This window comes from Kitasatospora sp. cg17-2 (assembly GCF_054031055.1).
The window spans coordinates 8,739,751-8,754,724 of record NZ_CM132923.1 but is presented as its reverse complement, the minus strand read 5'-3'; the positions used below and the strand labels follow the sequence as shown (position 1 = coordinate 8,754,724).

The following is a 14,974-nucleotide window of genomic DNA, read 5'->3' as shown; positions in this document are numbered from 1 at the left end:
CTTCACCGCACCCGGGCCTCGGCGGCCGCCTTGAGGTCGGTCAGCCACGCCTCCAGCCCCGTCCGCAGGATCGCGGTCGCCAACGGCACATTGGCGTCGACCTGCGGCCCGGTGTGGGTCTCCTCGGTGCTCACCCGCACCCCGCCCCGCACCTTGGTGAAGGTCCAGACGTGCACCCCGTCGATGTGCAGGCCCTCGCCGTCCGCCGGGCCGGTCCAGCGGAGGCAGGAGCGGTCCTCGACCTGCCGCACGGTCGAGGTGATGTCCAGAGCGGTGGCCGGAATGCCGGTGCCGGGCGGGATCGGCGTCGTCCAGTGGAAGGCCGACCCGGCCCGGAACCGCCCGTGGTCCAGCCGCTCGGCGCTGCTGACCGCCTGCTGCCAGGACGGCCAGCGGTCGACGTCCGTCTGCAGCTTCCAGATCACGTCCAGCGGCGCGTTGACCACGGCCTCGGTCCGGTACCGGATCTGCGCGGCCGGGTCGACCCCGGCTCCCCGGCAGGTGAGGCCCTTGGCCGGCCTCGTGGAGTGCGCCCCCGCCGGGGCCGCGGCGCCGCCCAACAGCCCGACGACCAGCGGAACCGTGATCACGGCGGCCCGGATTCCGGCCTTGCGCATACCGAACATGGCATTTCCTTCCCTAGCCCTCGTTCTTCTTGTTAGAAGTTCTAACTCATGGTCTTCCCGAGAGTCAATAGCTTCCGTGATACCCTCTAACCAACACATCCGAGAGGCGACCCCCACCATGGCGAAGAGCGACCCCACCACCCCCCGCGAGCGCTACCGCACCCAGGTCCGCGCCGAGGTCATGGAACGCGCCTGGGAACAGATCGCCACCGCCGGCGCGTCCGCGCTCTCGCTGAACGCGATCGCCAAGCACATGGGCATGAGCGGCCCCGCGCTCTACCGCTACTTCGCCAACCGGGACGAGCTGATCACCGAACTCGTCCGCGAGGCCTACCGCGACCTCGCGGACACCCTGAGTGCGGCCGCCGCTTCCGGAGCCGACCTGGCCGGCCTCGCCCGCGCCCTGCGCACCTGGGCCCTCGCCGACCCGCAGCGCTACCTGCTGCTCTACGGCACCCCGGTACCCGGCTACGAGGCCCCCGAGGACACGAGGGCGATCTCCCAGGAGATCGCGGTGACCCTCATCGACGCCTGCACCGCCGCCCTCCCCCGGACCGCCCCGGGTTCACCCCTCGCCACCCACCTCGCCGACCACCGCACCTGGGCCGCCGGCCACCCCGCACCGCCGGAGGCGCTCGCCCTGTTCCTCTCCCTGTGGACCCGCCTCCACGGCGTGCTGTCGCTGGAACTGGCCGGCCACTTCGGCGGCATGGGCTTCGACGCCGAGGCCCTCTTCGAGTCCGAACTCGCCACCCTGCTGGGCTGATTCAGGCCCTCCGCGCACCCGCCATCGGCCGCGCCCGCTCCAGCAGCCCCCGCACCCGCGCGTCGCGACGGTACGGGCGAACCGCCGCGACCATCGCCCGGAACCGGTCGTCCGCCCGACCGGACTGCACCTGCGGGTACTCGTCCAAGGCCAAGTGCCAGTTCTGCAGCGCCTCTTCGAGCCGACCGGCCTCGACCTGCCACTCGGCCAGCATCGCCCGATGACGCACCCGGGCCCGCCGGTACACGGCGGGCCTGACCTTCTCGGAGTGTTGCAGCGCCCTGATCGCCCCTTCCCGGTCGCCGAGTTCATGGTTCACCTGCGCCATGTGATAGGCGAGCGACGCGGGATCGTACGAGCCGTGCGCCTTGGCCTTGGACTCGGCCTGCTCCATCGCGACCTCCGCCGCACGCAACATCGCCAACGCCCCCGCGCGATCGCCGGTCCGCGCGAGGGAGTGCGCCTGCTGCCCGGCCAGGAAGGCCCGCATCCTCGGCCCGGCCTGCGGCGAGGCACTCGACGCCGCATCCGCAAGCCGTACCGCCTCCGCCCCGTGACCGAGTTCGACGGCCTGCACGCTCATGCCACGCAACGTGGTGCAGTACGTGAGATGGTCACCGGCCGCGAGCGCGAGCTCCAGCGCCTTGGTGTAGTAGCTCTGCCCCAGTGTGTCCAGCCGTTCGTCGACGGCCATGTACCCCGTCAGATAGAGGTGGTCGGCCGCAGCGGAGAGCATCGCCCTGCGCACCTCGTCCGAAGCCGTGGCGCGAAGGTACGGGACGATGTTGTTGACCATGAACGCCGCCGCCATGGGCCGCGCGGTGCGGCCGCCGAACTGGTCGTCGATCTCACTGATCCGCTCCGTCATGGCAATGACGGACTCGACCTCACCCATTCCGATCCTGGCATGCGGATCGGACCCGAGCCTCTCGAACCTCCCCACCACGTCCGGCCACCCGGGAACGGTCAGCGCTACTGAGTAGAGGCCGGCCCCGAGCACGCCTCTGCGCGATGGATCCATGTCGGCACTCCCGAGGTCGACCAGTCCTTCCACCATTCCCACGGACTGCTCTTGCCCAGTGGGTCGATCCACGATGCCGGGGCGGCCTGGTGCGGGGACCATCGATCGGGTGATCATGGTGTGACGTGATGTCATGTCCGATGGTCGAGAGGATGTTCAAGATGCTGGTCGACTGGCCTGCCGAGACGTTCGTGTTACGCCTGCACCGGATTCCCGGGCTGGTGGCGGCCGTTCCTCCGGGGAGCCCGGAGGGTACGGCCGTGGTGCTCGGGCCCGAGGTCGGCGGGGAGGGGGAGCAGTGGGTGGCGGAGCGGTTCCGGGTGATCAACCATCGGATCCGGCATGTCGCCACCGGCCTCTACCTGACCGCCGAGGTGTCGAGCCGGGGTGCCGCGGTCACGCTGCGGCCCAAGTTCTCCGACACCGGCAGTGACACCTCGTACTGGCGGCAGGCGTGGCGGGCCTTCGTGCAGCGTGACACCGGTCGGCTGATGGCTCTCCACGACTCCTCCAACTGCCTTCTCGGACTGGCCGATCCGGCCGCCGAGCGGCCGGGTGGGCCACTGGTCCTGGAGAAGGGTGCCGGGGCCGAGGACCGGGCCTGCACCGCGTGGGCGCCCGCGCCGGTCCCGCCGCCGAAGCCCGCACCCGCCCCGGCGCCGAAGGCCGCCGATCTGCCGGTGGGGACGGGACGGGTCCGGGTGCCGGCCCGGCGCTTCGAGAAGGACACCCGGACCGTCGAGGCGATCTTCGAGGAGACGGTCTTCCGGGAGGTCCCCGGGGAGCTCCTCACCCCGGGCACGAATATCACGACCTTCGACTTCGACCACTACTCCCGGGGCGACTGGTACAGGGAGGGCCGGGAGGGAACTCTGGTGGCCTTCACGGACAGCTACGAGACCAACGGCGCCGTACGCAAGGCTTTCCACCGGCTGCCCGGGGAGCCCGCCCGCTACGTGGACGGCGACGAGGTCACCGTCCACTACGTGCCGCCGAAGCTGATCGCCCGCACCAACTTCCCCGCCGCGCTCTTCGCCGACGTCGACGGCGCCCTCGTGCGGACGCCGTGGAAGCTGGCCAACGGGCACGGCTTCTACAACCGGCCCGAACGCCGCGAGGGCCTCTACTATCCCAGGGTGGACGGCGCCGGCACCGTCGTGCAGTGGAACAAGAGCTGGATCGCGGACAACGACACCAGTTCCAAGGTCTTCCTCCGCTTCGACGGCCACTACTTCATCGACGAGGTCAACATCACCTGGGCCGAGGGCGAGAAGCCCTGACCTGATCCCGCCCTCCCGGCCGCTCCCGTCCAGGACCCTTGACGGGGGTCGGCCGGGTCCACCAGGGTGTGGTCCACTCCCTCGCACCGCTGCCCCGTCAGTACTCCCCCACTGGAGACGGCATGCGTGCAACCGTTCGACCCCGACCCGGCCGCCGGCGCGGCAGACTCTCCGTCGGGCTGGCCCTGACCGCCCTCGCGGCGGCGGCCTCGACCGTCGGGCTGGCGTCCAGCACCGGGTTCGCCGCCGGTGCGGCGGATCCGCAACCGCACGCCGAGCTGATCCTCAACGGGGGTTTCGACTCCTACCCGTGGATCTGGAAGTGCGACGGTGACGTCCGGTCCAGCAGCATCCCGCACGACCACTACGTGACGGGGTATCCGACCGCCGACAACAACACCCGGTGCACGCAGCGGGTGCGGGTGCTGCCGAACTCCCGCTACCTGCTGTACGCCACGGTGCGCGGGTCGTTCGCCTTCGTCGGCGTCACGGGAGCAGGGGGCGAGAACGCCTCGACCTGGTCGAGCCGGAGCGACTGGAACAACCTGTCGGTGCAGGTCGACACCGGGCCGGACACCACCGAGCTGACCGTGTACTTCCACGGCTGGTACGAGCAGCCGACGTACGACGTGCGACGGGTGTCCTTCAGCGGCCCCGGGTACCCACCGCCTCCCTGCGGGGAGCCCGACAGCCCGTCGCCGACGCCGACGGGCACCGAAGGGCCCGGATCGCCTTCGCCCACACCCACCTGCCAGCGCACGTACATCCCCTGACGGTCGGCCCTCCTCCCCACACCCGGAGACACCCATGCGCCCGTCACACCCCCGCCGCGCCACTGGCGGCAACCCCCTCGGTGCCGTCCTCGGCGCCCTCGTCCTGGCCGGTACGGCCGCCGTGGCCGCGAACGGTTCCGCCGCAGCCCAGCCCGCGCCCCTGGAATGGATCAAGAACGGCGAGTTCCGCGACCCGCTGGCCCGCGGCTGGTCCTGCGAAGGGGAGTTCACGCAGACCGACCGGGGCGTCGAGGGCCGCCCCGGTGAACAGAGCTACGCGGGCTGCACACAACGGGTGCCGGTGGTCGCCGGTACGCGGTACAGCTTTTCGGCCTCCATGTCCGGCTCCTACACCTTCGTCACCGTCGCCGGCACCGGGACGGGCACCGGCGAGGTGACCCTCTGGGCCGACGGGCCGACCTGGAGGTCCCTGGCCACGACCCTCGTGATCGGCAACAGCCACGAGGTGACCGTCACCTTCCACGGGTGGTACGGGCAGGGCCCCTACCAGGTGAACCGGGTCTCGATGATCGGGCCGATGTACCCCGACGAGTGCGCCACCCCGTCCCCCGCCCCGAGCACGCCCGCCCCGACCTCGACCCAGCCGTGTCTCCCCCGGCCGGTCGGGTCTCCCACCGGCTCCGTCTGACGACGTCGACCGGCGGAAGGGAGCCGGTTCAGGGGGCGGGGCGGCGGCGGTGGGCGCGCTGGCGGCACGTGGTGCCGCAGTAGCGGGCCGGGCGGCCGGTGGGGTGGACGGTGAGCACCGCTCCGCACTCCTCGCAGGCCGGGGCGGGTCCGGTGCGGGCCCCGGTTGTCACGGAAGGACCGCCCTTCCGTGACAACCGGGGCGGAGGGCCGGAGGCCGTCCAGGGTCAGCCGGACCAACTGGAGTCCGGCCGCGCGGTCGTGGCGGGCCGTCAACATCGCGGCGCAGCCCACGGTGAGGGCGACGATGTCGTCCGGGTCCACGTCGGGCCGAACGCCGCCGTCCCGCTGGGCGGCCTCCAGCAGCACCGTCAGCAGATGGTGCAGCCGCGCCAGTGTGGCCGTCAGGACCGGGCGCGGCCAGCTCGCGTCGGCCGACATCACATCGCAGATGGTCGCGCGGCTGCGCGAGGTGTCGATGACGTCCAGGACGAACCCGAAGAAGGCCTCGGTGGGTTCGGACCGGGCCGTCCGGCGCTCTCCGGAGGCGACCAACTCGCCCAACTGCTGGGCGAACACCGCCTCGACGAGGGCGTGCTTGGTCGGGAAGTGCCGGTACACCGTGCCGGCGCCGACGCCCGCCCGGCGGGCGATGTCCCCGAGCGGGACATCGAGCCCCCGCTCCGCGAACGCCTCCCCCGCCGCCGCCAGCACCCTGGCCCGATTGCGGCGGGCGTCGCTCCGGTCGCCCGCGCCGATCACCGTCGTCATGTCACGAAACCCCTTGTGCCCCCGGAGTCAAACGGGTTGGAGTATCCCAGATCCCCGGGGTGAAACCCAGACCGGGGCGAGGGAGGACGACATGACCACCGATACCGATGACACCGCCTGGAGCGTCGTCGCCGTGACCGGCGCCACCGGGAACCAGGGCGGGGCGACGGCCCGACGGCTGCTGGCCGCCGGGCGCCCGGTGCGCGCGCTGGTGCGGGACGCCTCGGCGCCCGCCGCCGCGGCGCTCGCGGAGGCCGGGGCCGAGCTGGCCGTCGCGGACCTCGACGACCCGGCGAGCCTGGGCCCGGCGCTGGCCGGAGCCGGGGCGCTGTTCGCCGTGCCGCCGGTGGCCTACGGACCGGCGGGCCTCGACGAGGAGCTGGACTTCGCCCGGGGGCGGGCGCTGGCCGACGCGGCCGAGGCCGCGGGCGTGCGCCAGGTGGTGTTCACCGGCGTCGCCCCGACCACCGGCACGGCGTTCGCGGCCCCCGGGAAGCGCCGCACCGAGCAGTACCTGCGCGAGCGGATCGGGCAGGTGACGGTGCTGCGGCCGGTGCGGTTCATGACGAACTACCTGGGGGTGGCGGGAGTGCCCCTCGACGGGTTCACGAACGGGGTCCACCGCCACCTCTTCCCCCCGGACGAACCGCTCCAGATCATCGCGGTCGAGGACATCGCCGAGATCGCCGCCCTGGCCTTCGAGCAGCCGGAGCGCTTCGCCGGCCGGACGCTGGAGCTGGCCGGTGACGCCCCGACCCCGGTCGAGGCCGTCGCCGCGATCGCCGCCGCGACCGGGCAGGCGCTGCGCTACGAGCAGATCGGCCACGACGAGGCCGCCGCGCTGCACCCCGGACTCGCCGAGGTCCGCCGGCAGTGGGCCGAGGGCCACCGCTGGCGGGTCGACATCGAGGAACTGCGGGTGGTCCACCCCGGGCTGCGCACCCTCGGCGACTGGCTCGCCGAGGGCGGCGCCGCCGCGCTGCGCGCCCGGTTCGACGCCCCCGGTGCTCCGGAACAGGCTGCTTGACGTGGTCACCCGCCCTGCGGGGGCGCCCTGCCGCCGGGCGGGGCGCACGAAAGAAGCCGGGGCCGCCGCACAGGTGCGGCGGCCCCGGCGAGCGGGCGGGTCAGCGGTCCAGCCGCCGCCTGGCCTCTTCGAGCGCCCAGCCGACGAACGCCACCGGCAGCTCGTCGACGTCCGGGGGAACACTCAGCACGGCTTCGGCCCAGGTGCCGTCCTCCGGCCGGACGACCGCGAGCACGGTGCCCCGCTCGTCGAGCCGCCGGTCCCTGAACTCGACGATCCAGGTGTCCGGATCCGATCCCTCCGACTCGATGACCCGGGTCTCCGGGCCCGGCTGCCACAGCTCCGGCCTCACCGGCATCGCCTCCACTCCTCTCGACAACATCACGAACGGGCGGGTCAGAAGTTCAGGAAGGTCTCGAAGATGCTGTCCAACGAGAACCGTGCCCCGTGCGGCTCGCCCGGTATCTCCAAGTCGTAGCAGTCCTCGTAGTCGCCGCCGATCCGGCCGCGCCCGACCGTCACCACACCCCTCGGATCTCCGAGCAGCCGGTCCAGCAGGGCCTGGGCGACCGGATTGAGGTTCACCGGGTTGCCCGGTGCGGTCGGCCACCCGTTGCTGTTGCCGTCCCGGCCGCCCTTCTTGCCGAGCGCCCGGCCGGCCCGGCTCTGCCGGGGGACGTCCTTCTGCCCCTTCTTTCCCTTCGGGGCCTTGGCGTTCGGTGCCGGCTCCTTGCCGCTCTCCGACGCCTTGCCGCGGTCGAAGTGGGCCGGGTCCGGGAGGCAGCTCGCCGGCTCGGATCCGCCGTCGCCGCCCTTGCCGCCCATTCCGGCGTCGGTCGGCTTCGGCCCGGATTCCTCCCCGGCGCAGGCGGCCGGGGATCCGCCGTTGCCGCAGGTACCGTCGGCGCGGGCGGTGCCCTGTTCCTCGACCGGCTTCTGGGCCTCGCCCGGGGTCGGGACCTCGATCACGACCGGGTTGGACGTGTCGATCAGCAGTTGCCAGGTCAGCACCCAGCTGTGGTCGGTCCGGACGGAGGGCTCGCCGGTCTGGACGCCGTCGAGGTAGTGCGTGGTGGTGGTCTGGACGTAGTTGTCGGTGCGGTTGTAGAGGAACGTGTCGTCGTACCAGCTACTGGTCTCGGTCCAGCTCGACGTCCTGGTCGTCGACGTGGCCTTCGGCCGGTGGGTCTCCGGCGGCGTGGGCGGACCGAACTCCGGGCCGGGCGCGCCGACGGGGACGGTGGTGGGTGTGCCGACCGGGGTGCCGACGGGCGCGTCGATACCGACGGGCGGGGCGGTGATCGGGTCGACCTCGATCGGGGTCGCGTCGGGGCTGACGGTCGAGGGCGAGCCGAGCGAACCGTCGGCGCTGACCTGCATCGCGAAGTAGACGCCGGCGATGACGACCACCACGACGGCCCCGACGATCAGGGCCTCCAGGCAGCCGATCACGCAGGCCACCCCGGCCGCGACGTCGATCCCGGCCTCCATCAGCCCGACGCCGACCGCTTCGGCGATCTCGGGGGCGGCCCCGGCGATGATCTCGGCACCGACCGCCGCGACGTCGCCCAGTCCCGCGACGATCTCGCCGAAGGTGCCGCCGATGACCCCGACCGCGAAGTGCCCGTCGGGGTCGACCCGACTGGTGGGGTTGCCCGCGCCGTAGCCGTAGAGATTGGCGGAGGCGGCGCCGGAGACCGGGCCGGGTGCACTGTCCTGGGCGGTGAAGCCGCCGGTGACCGGGTCGTACCAGCGAGAGCGGGCGTCGACCTTGCCGGAGGGCGCCGTCCAGCCGCCCTGGAAGCCGAGCGGGGCGATCCCGGCGGCACCGGCGCGTGCCTCGCCGAACGGACCGTAGCTTCGGGTGCCCCGGGAGGCGCCGTTGGCCGGGTCGGCGGCGCCGATGACGTCGCCGTGCACGTTGGTGAGCAGCGAGGAGGTCTGTCCCGCGAGGGACTTGGCCCCGGTCGGACGCTCGGCGAGATCGCGGGCGTAGAGCCACTGCCCGTCCGCGACGGGCTCGCCGCCCAGGCCGTCGTACTCGATGTTCCGGCCGTTGCTGAGGACCAGTCGGCCGAGGGCATCGTAGCTGTTGGCCGTGCCGCCGTCGTCGACCGTCTGGTCGAAGGCGTCGGACTTGGTGCGGACGGTGACCGGGTCGCCCTCGGGCAGGGCCTCGGTGGTCACCGCGGCGAGGGTTCCGCGCGGCTGCCACTGGTAGGAGGCGGCGGCCTGCGGGCTGTCGGTGCGGATCAGGCGGTTGCGCTGGTCGTACTGGGCGGTCGTGGTGACGGGGGCAGTCCGCACCCCGCCGACCAGGGTGGAGACGGTCGCGGAGGTGCGGTTGCCGGCCGCGTCCCAGCGGTAGTCGGTCTGGGTGCCCGGTTCGATCGAGCTGATCAGCCGGTTGGCGGCGTCGTAGCGGTACGTCCGGTCCGACTGGCCGACCAGTTTCCCGCTGCCGCTGGTGCTGGTCAGGTTGCCGTTGGCGTCCCAGCCGTAGGTGATCCGGCCGGTCTGGTTGCCGGCCGCGTCGAAGGCCGACTCGGTGAGCGGGCGGTCCAGCCCGTCGTAGCCGAAGCTGTACCGGGCGGCGACGGCGCCGCCGGCGGTGGTGTCGGTCTGGCCGGTCGTCCGCCCGGCCTGGTCGTAGGTGTAGCCGCGGGTGGTGCCGGTCAGCGAGTCGGTCGCGGTGGTGACCTGGCCCGCGTTGTCGTAGCCGAACGCGGTGGTGCCGGCGGCGCCGGACCGTACGGTGATCCGGCCGAGGGCGTCGTACTGGTTGACGTAGACGGCGTCGCCGTCCCCGGCGAAGCTCGGGTGGCTGTAGGCGAGGAGCAGGCCGCGGTCGTTGTAGGCGAAGTTCTCGGTGCCGTAGATCGCGTCGACCGAGGTCACCCGGCCGGCCAGGTCGTAGCCGTAGTGCCGGGCCTGGGTGGTCGCCTCCGCGCCGCTGCCGGTGGTGGCGGTGAGCCGGCCGAGCAGGTCGTAGCCGGAGGCCGTGGAGACGCCGCCCGGGGCGGTGGTCGCGACGGGCGCGCCGTTCGCGTTGTAGCTGTTGCGCCAGGTCCGGTCGGCCACGGCCGGGTGGGCGGTGGTGGCGGGTGCGGTCCGGACGGAGGGCAGGTTCCAGGCGTTGTAGGTGGTGAAGGTGGCGTTGCCGTTGCCGTCGGTCAGCCGGGTGCGGTTGCCCGCCGCGTCGTGGCCGAAGGAGGTGACCGGCGCGGGCAGGGTGTTCCCGTCGGCGTCGGTGGGCACCGGGTCGGTGAGCTTCTCGGCCCGGCCGAGGGCGTCGTAGGAGGTCTGCCAGGTGTTGCCGTTCGGGTCGGTGATGCTTGTGCGCAGACCGGCCCGGTCGTTGGTCCAGGCGGTGGTGGAGAGGGTGACGCCGTTGTCGTCGGAGACGGTGCGGCGGATCTCCCGGCCCGCGAGGTCGTGGGTGACGTCGGTGCGGCGCCCGAGTTCGTCGGTGATCCGGTCGACCCGGCCGGCCACGTCGTAGTGGTAGGCGGTGGTGGCCCGCCCGGTGACGGTCCGGTTGACCGTCTCGCCGGCCGCGTTGTAGCTGCGGATGACGCCGGTGCCGTTCGAGCTCTCGGTCAGCAGGTCGCCGAACGGGTCGTAGCGGTAGCTGGTGGTGAACTGCTGTGCGCCGCCCGGGCCGTGGACGTAGCGCTCGACGGTGACGAGGGTGCTGACCCGGCCCGTTTCGTCGTAGGTGCGCAGGGTCTGCGCGCCGGTGGGGCCGATCTCGGAGAGCAGCTTGCCGCCGTCGTTCCAGGCGTAGCGGGTGACACCTCGGGCGCCGCCCGCGGTGGCCGCCGGCGCCGTCACCTTCACCGGGCGGTTGCGCCCGTCGTAGGTGATGTCGGTGGTCTGCCCGAGCAGGTCGGTGCGGGCGACGACGTTGTCGTTGTTGTCGTACGCCCACTTCTCGCGGGGGGTGACGACGGTGCCGTTCGGCTCGCTGGAGGTGGGGTGGACGATCTCGACCCGGCGGCCGCGGTTGTCGAACGCGGTCCGGGTGACCTGGCCGCGCGCGTCGCGGACGTCGGTGAGCTCCCCGAAGGTGTTGTAGCCGCGTCCGGCGGTCGGCGTGACGGTGACGGGCGCGGTGCCGGTGCCGTCCTCCGCCTTCACCTGCGGGCCGGTGATGGCTGCCGGACGGCCGAGGGCGTCGTAGCGGTGGGTGGTGGTGAACGCCGGGTCCGGGGTGGAGCCGGCCGTCGGCATGCCGCGCGGGTCGGTGACGGCGAGCGGCTGGCCGCGGGCGTCGCGGACGTAGGCGGTCACCAGGTCGGCGGTGGCGTCGTTGTGGACGATCGTGCGGACCAGTCGGCCGGCCGCGTCGTACTGGTTGGCGCTGGTCTCGGTGCGGGTGCCGTCCGACAGCGTGCTGGTGAGCGGCAGTCCGGCCGGGTCGTAGGTGCTGGTGGTGGTGCGCTTCAGTCCGGTCGGGTCGAGGGTGCTGCTGATGGGTGCGTTCGTCGCGTCGTAGGTGTGGGTGGTGGTCCGCGTGCCACCGGCCAGGTCGGTCAGGACGTTCCCGGCCAGGTCGTAGGTGTAGCTGTGCAGGACGAGGTCGCGGGCCGGCGAGGTGGGGGTGTCGCGGTAGTCCCTGAAGGTCTCGGTGAGCTTCAGGTTGTCCGGGGAGTAGGTGTAGGCGACGCGGGCGCCCATCGCGTCCCGGCTGGTGGCGATCCGCCCGGCGTTGTCGTAGGTGTAGGCGACGAGCTGGACCTCGCGCTTGCTCCCCGGGGTCGCCGGGTCGTCGGCGAAGTCGGGCATGGCGATGCCCAGCAGCCAGCCGCTCCGCTCGTGGTAGGTGTAGGTGTAGACGTTGCCGTTGCCGTCGGTGCTGCGGACGACGTTGCCGAGGCCGTCGTAGGTCTTGGTCCCGGTGCCGGTGCCGTTCACCCGGACGGCGGTCCGCCGGCCCCGGGTGTCGTAGTCGTAGGCGGTGGTGCGGGCGGTGTCGCCGCCGTTCGCGGACGGTGTGGTGTCGGAGACGGTGCTGGTCCTCAGGTTCCCGTTGGCGTCGTAGGTGTTGACGGCTCTGCGCTGGTGGACGACCCCGGTGATCTCGTTCTTGACCGCGGGGTCGGTCTGGGAGACGAGGTGGCCGACGCCGTCGTAGACGTAGGTCGTCTCGGCCGCGGGCGAGCCGTCGGGCAGTGCCACGGTCTTGCGCGTGAGGTGGCCGAAGCCGTCGTGGAACAGGTCGGTGACCTCGCCGGTGGGCGTGGTCGTCCTGGTCTGTTCGCCGAAGGAGTCGTACTCGTAGCGGGTGGTGCGGCCGTCGGGGTCGGTCGTCGCGGAGAGCATCCCGCAGGGCTGCCTGCCGCCGCCGCCCGCCGGGTCGTTGACGGTGACCGGGGCGGCGGCGGAGTTCCAGCCCGCGCCGGTGTCACAGGTGTACGTGTAGGTGGTCCGGGCCCCGCCCGGGGCGGCGGCGGTGGGCGGCGCGGTCACGGCGGTCACGTCGCCGTGGCTGTTGTACGCCATCGTGGTCCGGTTGAAGTTCTGGTCCACGACCTCGACGACCTTGCCCGTCCGGGGGTCGTCGAGGTTGTACGTCGTGCCGTCACCGGTGAAGCGGTGGTAGCTGGTGGTGACCAGGGTCTGCCCGTCGCGTGCCTGGTTGACGGTCTTGAGGTTGCCCCAGCCGTCGTAGTAGTACTCGGTGGAGTTGCCGTTCTCGTCCGTCAGGGATTCGGTCCGGCCGGCCCGGTCGTACGTCCAGCTGCGGGTGTTGGTGCTCTGGGGAGTGGGTGTGCCCGACCAGCGGTTCCACAACTCGCCGCGCTGGCCGAACTGGTAGTTGGTGGTCTGACCGGTCGGCGCGGTGACGAGGACCGTGAACGCCGCGTTGGTCTGGACCGGGTCGTGCTTGGCGTAGAGCCAGTTGTCGCCGCCGGGCCCGGAGGCGTTGGGGAGCGCGACGGTGGTCACCCGGCCGTCGACCGGGTCGTAGCCGAGGGTGACGGTCTCGGCGGCCCCGTTCGGCGGGGTGATCGTACTCAGCCGCCCGCCCGGCCCGTCGTACGCGTACGCGGTGCACGCGGAGACGTCCCAGCGCGGGTTGCAGGCGGAGGCCAGCCCGCCCTGGGCGTTGTAGCCGTAGGTCCAGGTCTGCACGCCGGGCAGGCGCTGCGGCGTCCCGCCGTTGGTGGAGAGCGCGGTGAGCCGGCCGCTGCCGTCCCAGGTGGCGTAGAGGTGGCGGGAGACGCCCAGGTCGATCCGGCTGAGCCGGCCGCCGCTGTAGTCGAGGTAGCCCACCTGCCCGCCCGGGCCGGTGGTGCTGTGCAGGGTGCCGTCCGGGTTGAACGTGTAGATCGTGCCGTCCGGCAGTCCGACCAGGCCCGGCCGGGCGTAGCGGGCCTCGTCGGACTGCCCGTAGGCCGCGACGTAGGTGCCGTCGGGGTTGCGGCCGTAGCGGATCCGGCGGCCGCTGGAGTAGGTGACCGTCAGGAACCCGTCGGAGGAGACGTCCTGGCGCACGTCCAGCAGCGAGGACCAGCCGGGGCCGAAGACGCCGGGGGTCGTACTGGCGCTGTTGTAGGTCCGGGCCACGGTGACCGTGGTGCCGTCGACCGGCAGGGTGAAGTCCGTGTCGGTGTGGCTGAAGTTGCCCTGGAAGAGGTCGACCCCGGCCGGGTCGGCCTGGCCCGGGCCGAGGTGGGCCCCCGGTGCGGCGGTGACCACGGTGGTGAACGGCGACAGGGTCGACCACGGCGTGTTCGGGTAGCTGGCGTCGGTGACCCGGGCCCGCCAGTAGGAGGTCCGGTTCCAGGACAGCACCCCGGCCGGCGGCTGGATCGTCTTGGCCGCGAAGAACCCGCCCATCGTGACGGGCAGCTGCCCCGAGCTCCAGCAGCCGGACAGGGTGGTGTCGGGGCAGATCTGGAACTCGGTGTAGTTGTTCTGGGTGCGGTCCGCACCGACGCCGAAGGTCAGGTACGGGCTGAGGCTGTCGAGCGTCGCGTTGTACTCCGGGCCGTACACATACCCGGTGGGCGCGTAGTGGGGGACGTTGATCCCCACCGCCCGGGAGGCGGGGACGCCGAGCGAGGAGTAGAACCCGTTGCCGCCCCCGTTCACCACCCTCAGGTCCCAGTTGAGGACGAACGAACCGGCCGGCAGCGTCTGGAAGATCGCGTTGACGTCGACGTAGTAGCCGGGCGGCACGGCCACGTCGATGATGGTGCCGGTGCCGTTGTCGTTGTAGATCGTGCCGTCGCTCCACCGCAGGTGGTAGCCGAGGCTCACCGAGCCGGCCGCCCAGGTGGTGTTCCCGGTGTTGCTGACCCGCACCGTCTGGCGGCCCGGGTTGTCGTAGCGGGGGTTCTGGACGAACGACGGTGCCGGGTCGTACGTGGCGCCGTAGCTGACCGCCGCCCGGACCACGCCTCCGGACGCGTCGGCCGAATCCCCCTCGGCCGCTGCGTCCTCGCCGCTCGTCCCGTGGTACACGGCGTCGCCCACGGTGGTGCCGCGCGCCGCGCCGGGCGCCGAGGGCGCCGAAACCGCGGTGGCCGCGGTGGCCGACGGGGTGGCCGCCGGGGTGTCGGCCTTCTGCGGCTGCCCGACGACCCCGCCGTCGGCGTCCGCCGCGTCGGGCGACGGCGGGTCGGGCAGGACGGGCGGCGGCGCCTGCCGCTCGGCGAGTGCCGCCCGGATCCGTTCGGCCTGTTCGTGCCGCGGCCCGGACTCCGGTGCGGCTTCCTGGGTGGTCGGGTCGTCCGGCCCCGCCTTCACCTGGCCGGTCACCTGCCCCGGCGGCAGGGGTTCGGAGGCCACCGGCCCCGGTAGGGCGGCGGCGCGTCGCCCGCCGCCGGTGGCCGCGCCGGCAGCCTGGACCAGTCCGCAGACCAGTGCCAGGGTCACCAGTACGGCGATCAGAGATCGTCTCAACGTTCGCATGCCGTAGAGGATCTCGACGACCCGCTACCTTCGGACGTCGGACGGATGAACGATTTCCGTCCGCCCGACCGCCGATGACGGCTAATCACCCCAGAACCGCACCGGGAACCCACCGGCACCTCACCGGCCCACGCCCGTG

The 14,974-nt window shown here is 72.6% G+C and carries 9 protein-coding genes; 4 read left to right on the top strand and 5 right to left on the bottom strand.

Annotated elements, in window-relative coordinates:
* Window positions 1-2: 2 nt before the first annotated feature.
* Entirely contained in the window at window positions 3-626 is a 624-nt protein-coding gene (locus ACW14Y_RS36785) for an SRPBCC family protein (protein ID WP_456984925.1), read from the bottom strand.
* A 118-nt stretch (window positions 627-744) separates the two neighbouring features.
* Between ACW14Y_RS36785 and ACW14Y_RS36780 the strand changes: the two genes are divergently transcribed.
* Window positions 745-1,392 (top strand): TetR/AcrR family transcriptional regulator, encoded by a 648-nt coding sequence (locus tag ACW14Y_RS36780; protein WP_456984924.1) that lies wholly within the window; start codon window positions 745-747, stop codon window positions 1,390-1,392.
* A gap of 1 nt (window position 1,393) precedes the next feature.
* Here ACW14Y_RS36780 and ACW14Y_RS36775 read toward each other — a convergent pair whose 3' ends face one another.
* Window positions 1,394-2,287 (bottom strand): transcriptional regulator, encoded by an 894-nt coding sequence (locus tag ACW14Y_RS36775; RefSeq protein ID WP_456984923.1) that lies wholly within the window; start codon window positions 2,285-2,287, stop codon window positions 1,394-1,396.
* Between the two features lie 278 nt (window positions 2,288-2,565).
* On the opposite strand from ACW14Y_RS36775, the gene ACW14Y_RS36770 reads away from it, so the two are divergent.
* Entirely contained in the window at window positions 2,566-3,693 is a 1,128-nt protein-coding gene (locus tag ACW14Y_RS36770; RefSeq protein WP_456984922.1) for an RICIN domain-containing protein, read from the top strand.
* A 122-nt stretch (window positions 3,694-3,815) separates the two neighbouring features.
* Complete coding sequence (locus ACW14Y_RS36765) at window positions 3,816-4,466, top strand: hypothetical protein (protein WP_380304435.1); 651 nt, start codon at window positions 3,816-3,818, stop codon at window positions 4,464-4,466.
* 504 nt (window positions 4,467-4,970) lie between these two features.
* Here the strand turns inward: ACW14Y_RS36765 and ACW14Y_RS36760 are convergent.
* Window positions 4,971-5,885, bottom strand: a complete 915-nt coding sequence (locus ACW14Y_RS36760; RefSeq protein WP_456984921.1) for a TetR/AcrR family transcriptional regulator — start codon at window positions 5,883-5,885, stop codon at window positions 4,971-4,973.
* Window positions 5,886-5,976: 91 nt separating this feature from the next.
* On the opposite strand from ACW14Y_RS36760, the gene ACW14Y_RS36755 reads away from it, so the two are divergent.
* Window positions 5,977-6,912, top strand: coding sequence for an NmrA family NAD(P)-binding protein (locus tag ACW14Y_RS36755; RefSeq protein ID WP_456984920.1), 936 nt, complete (start codon window positions 5,977-5,979; stop codon window positions 6,910-6,912).
* Between the two features lie 100 nt (window positions 6,913-7,012).
* On the opposite strand, the gene ACW14Y_RS36750 is transcribed toward ACW14Y_RS36755, so the two are convergent.
* Both ACW14Y_RS36750 and ACW14Y_RS36745 read right to left on the bottom strand, forming a co-directional pair.
* Window positions 7,013-7,270, bottom strand: coding sequence for a hypothetical protein (locus ACW14Y_RS36750; protein ID WP_380304443.1), 258 nt, complete (start codon window positions 7,268-7,270; stop codon window positions 7,013-7,015).
* A gap of 38 nt (window positions 7,271-7,308) precedes the next feature.
* Window positions 7,309-14,835 (bottom strand): RHS repeat-associated core domain-containing protein, encoded by a 7,527-nt coding sequence (locus ACW14Y_RS36745; protein ID WP_456984919.1) that lies wholly within the window; start codon window positions 14,833-14,835, stop codon window positions 7,309-7,311.
* Window positions 14,836-14,974 lie beyond the last annotated feature (139 nt).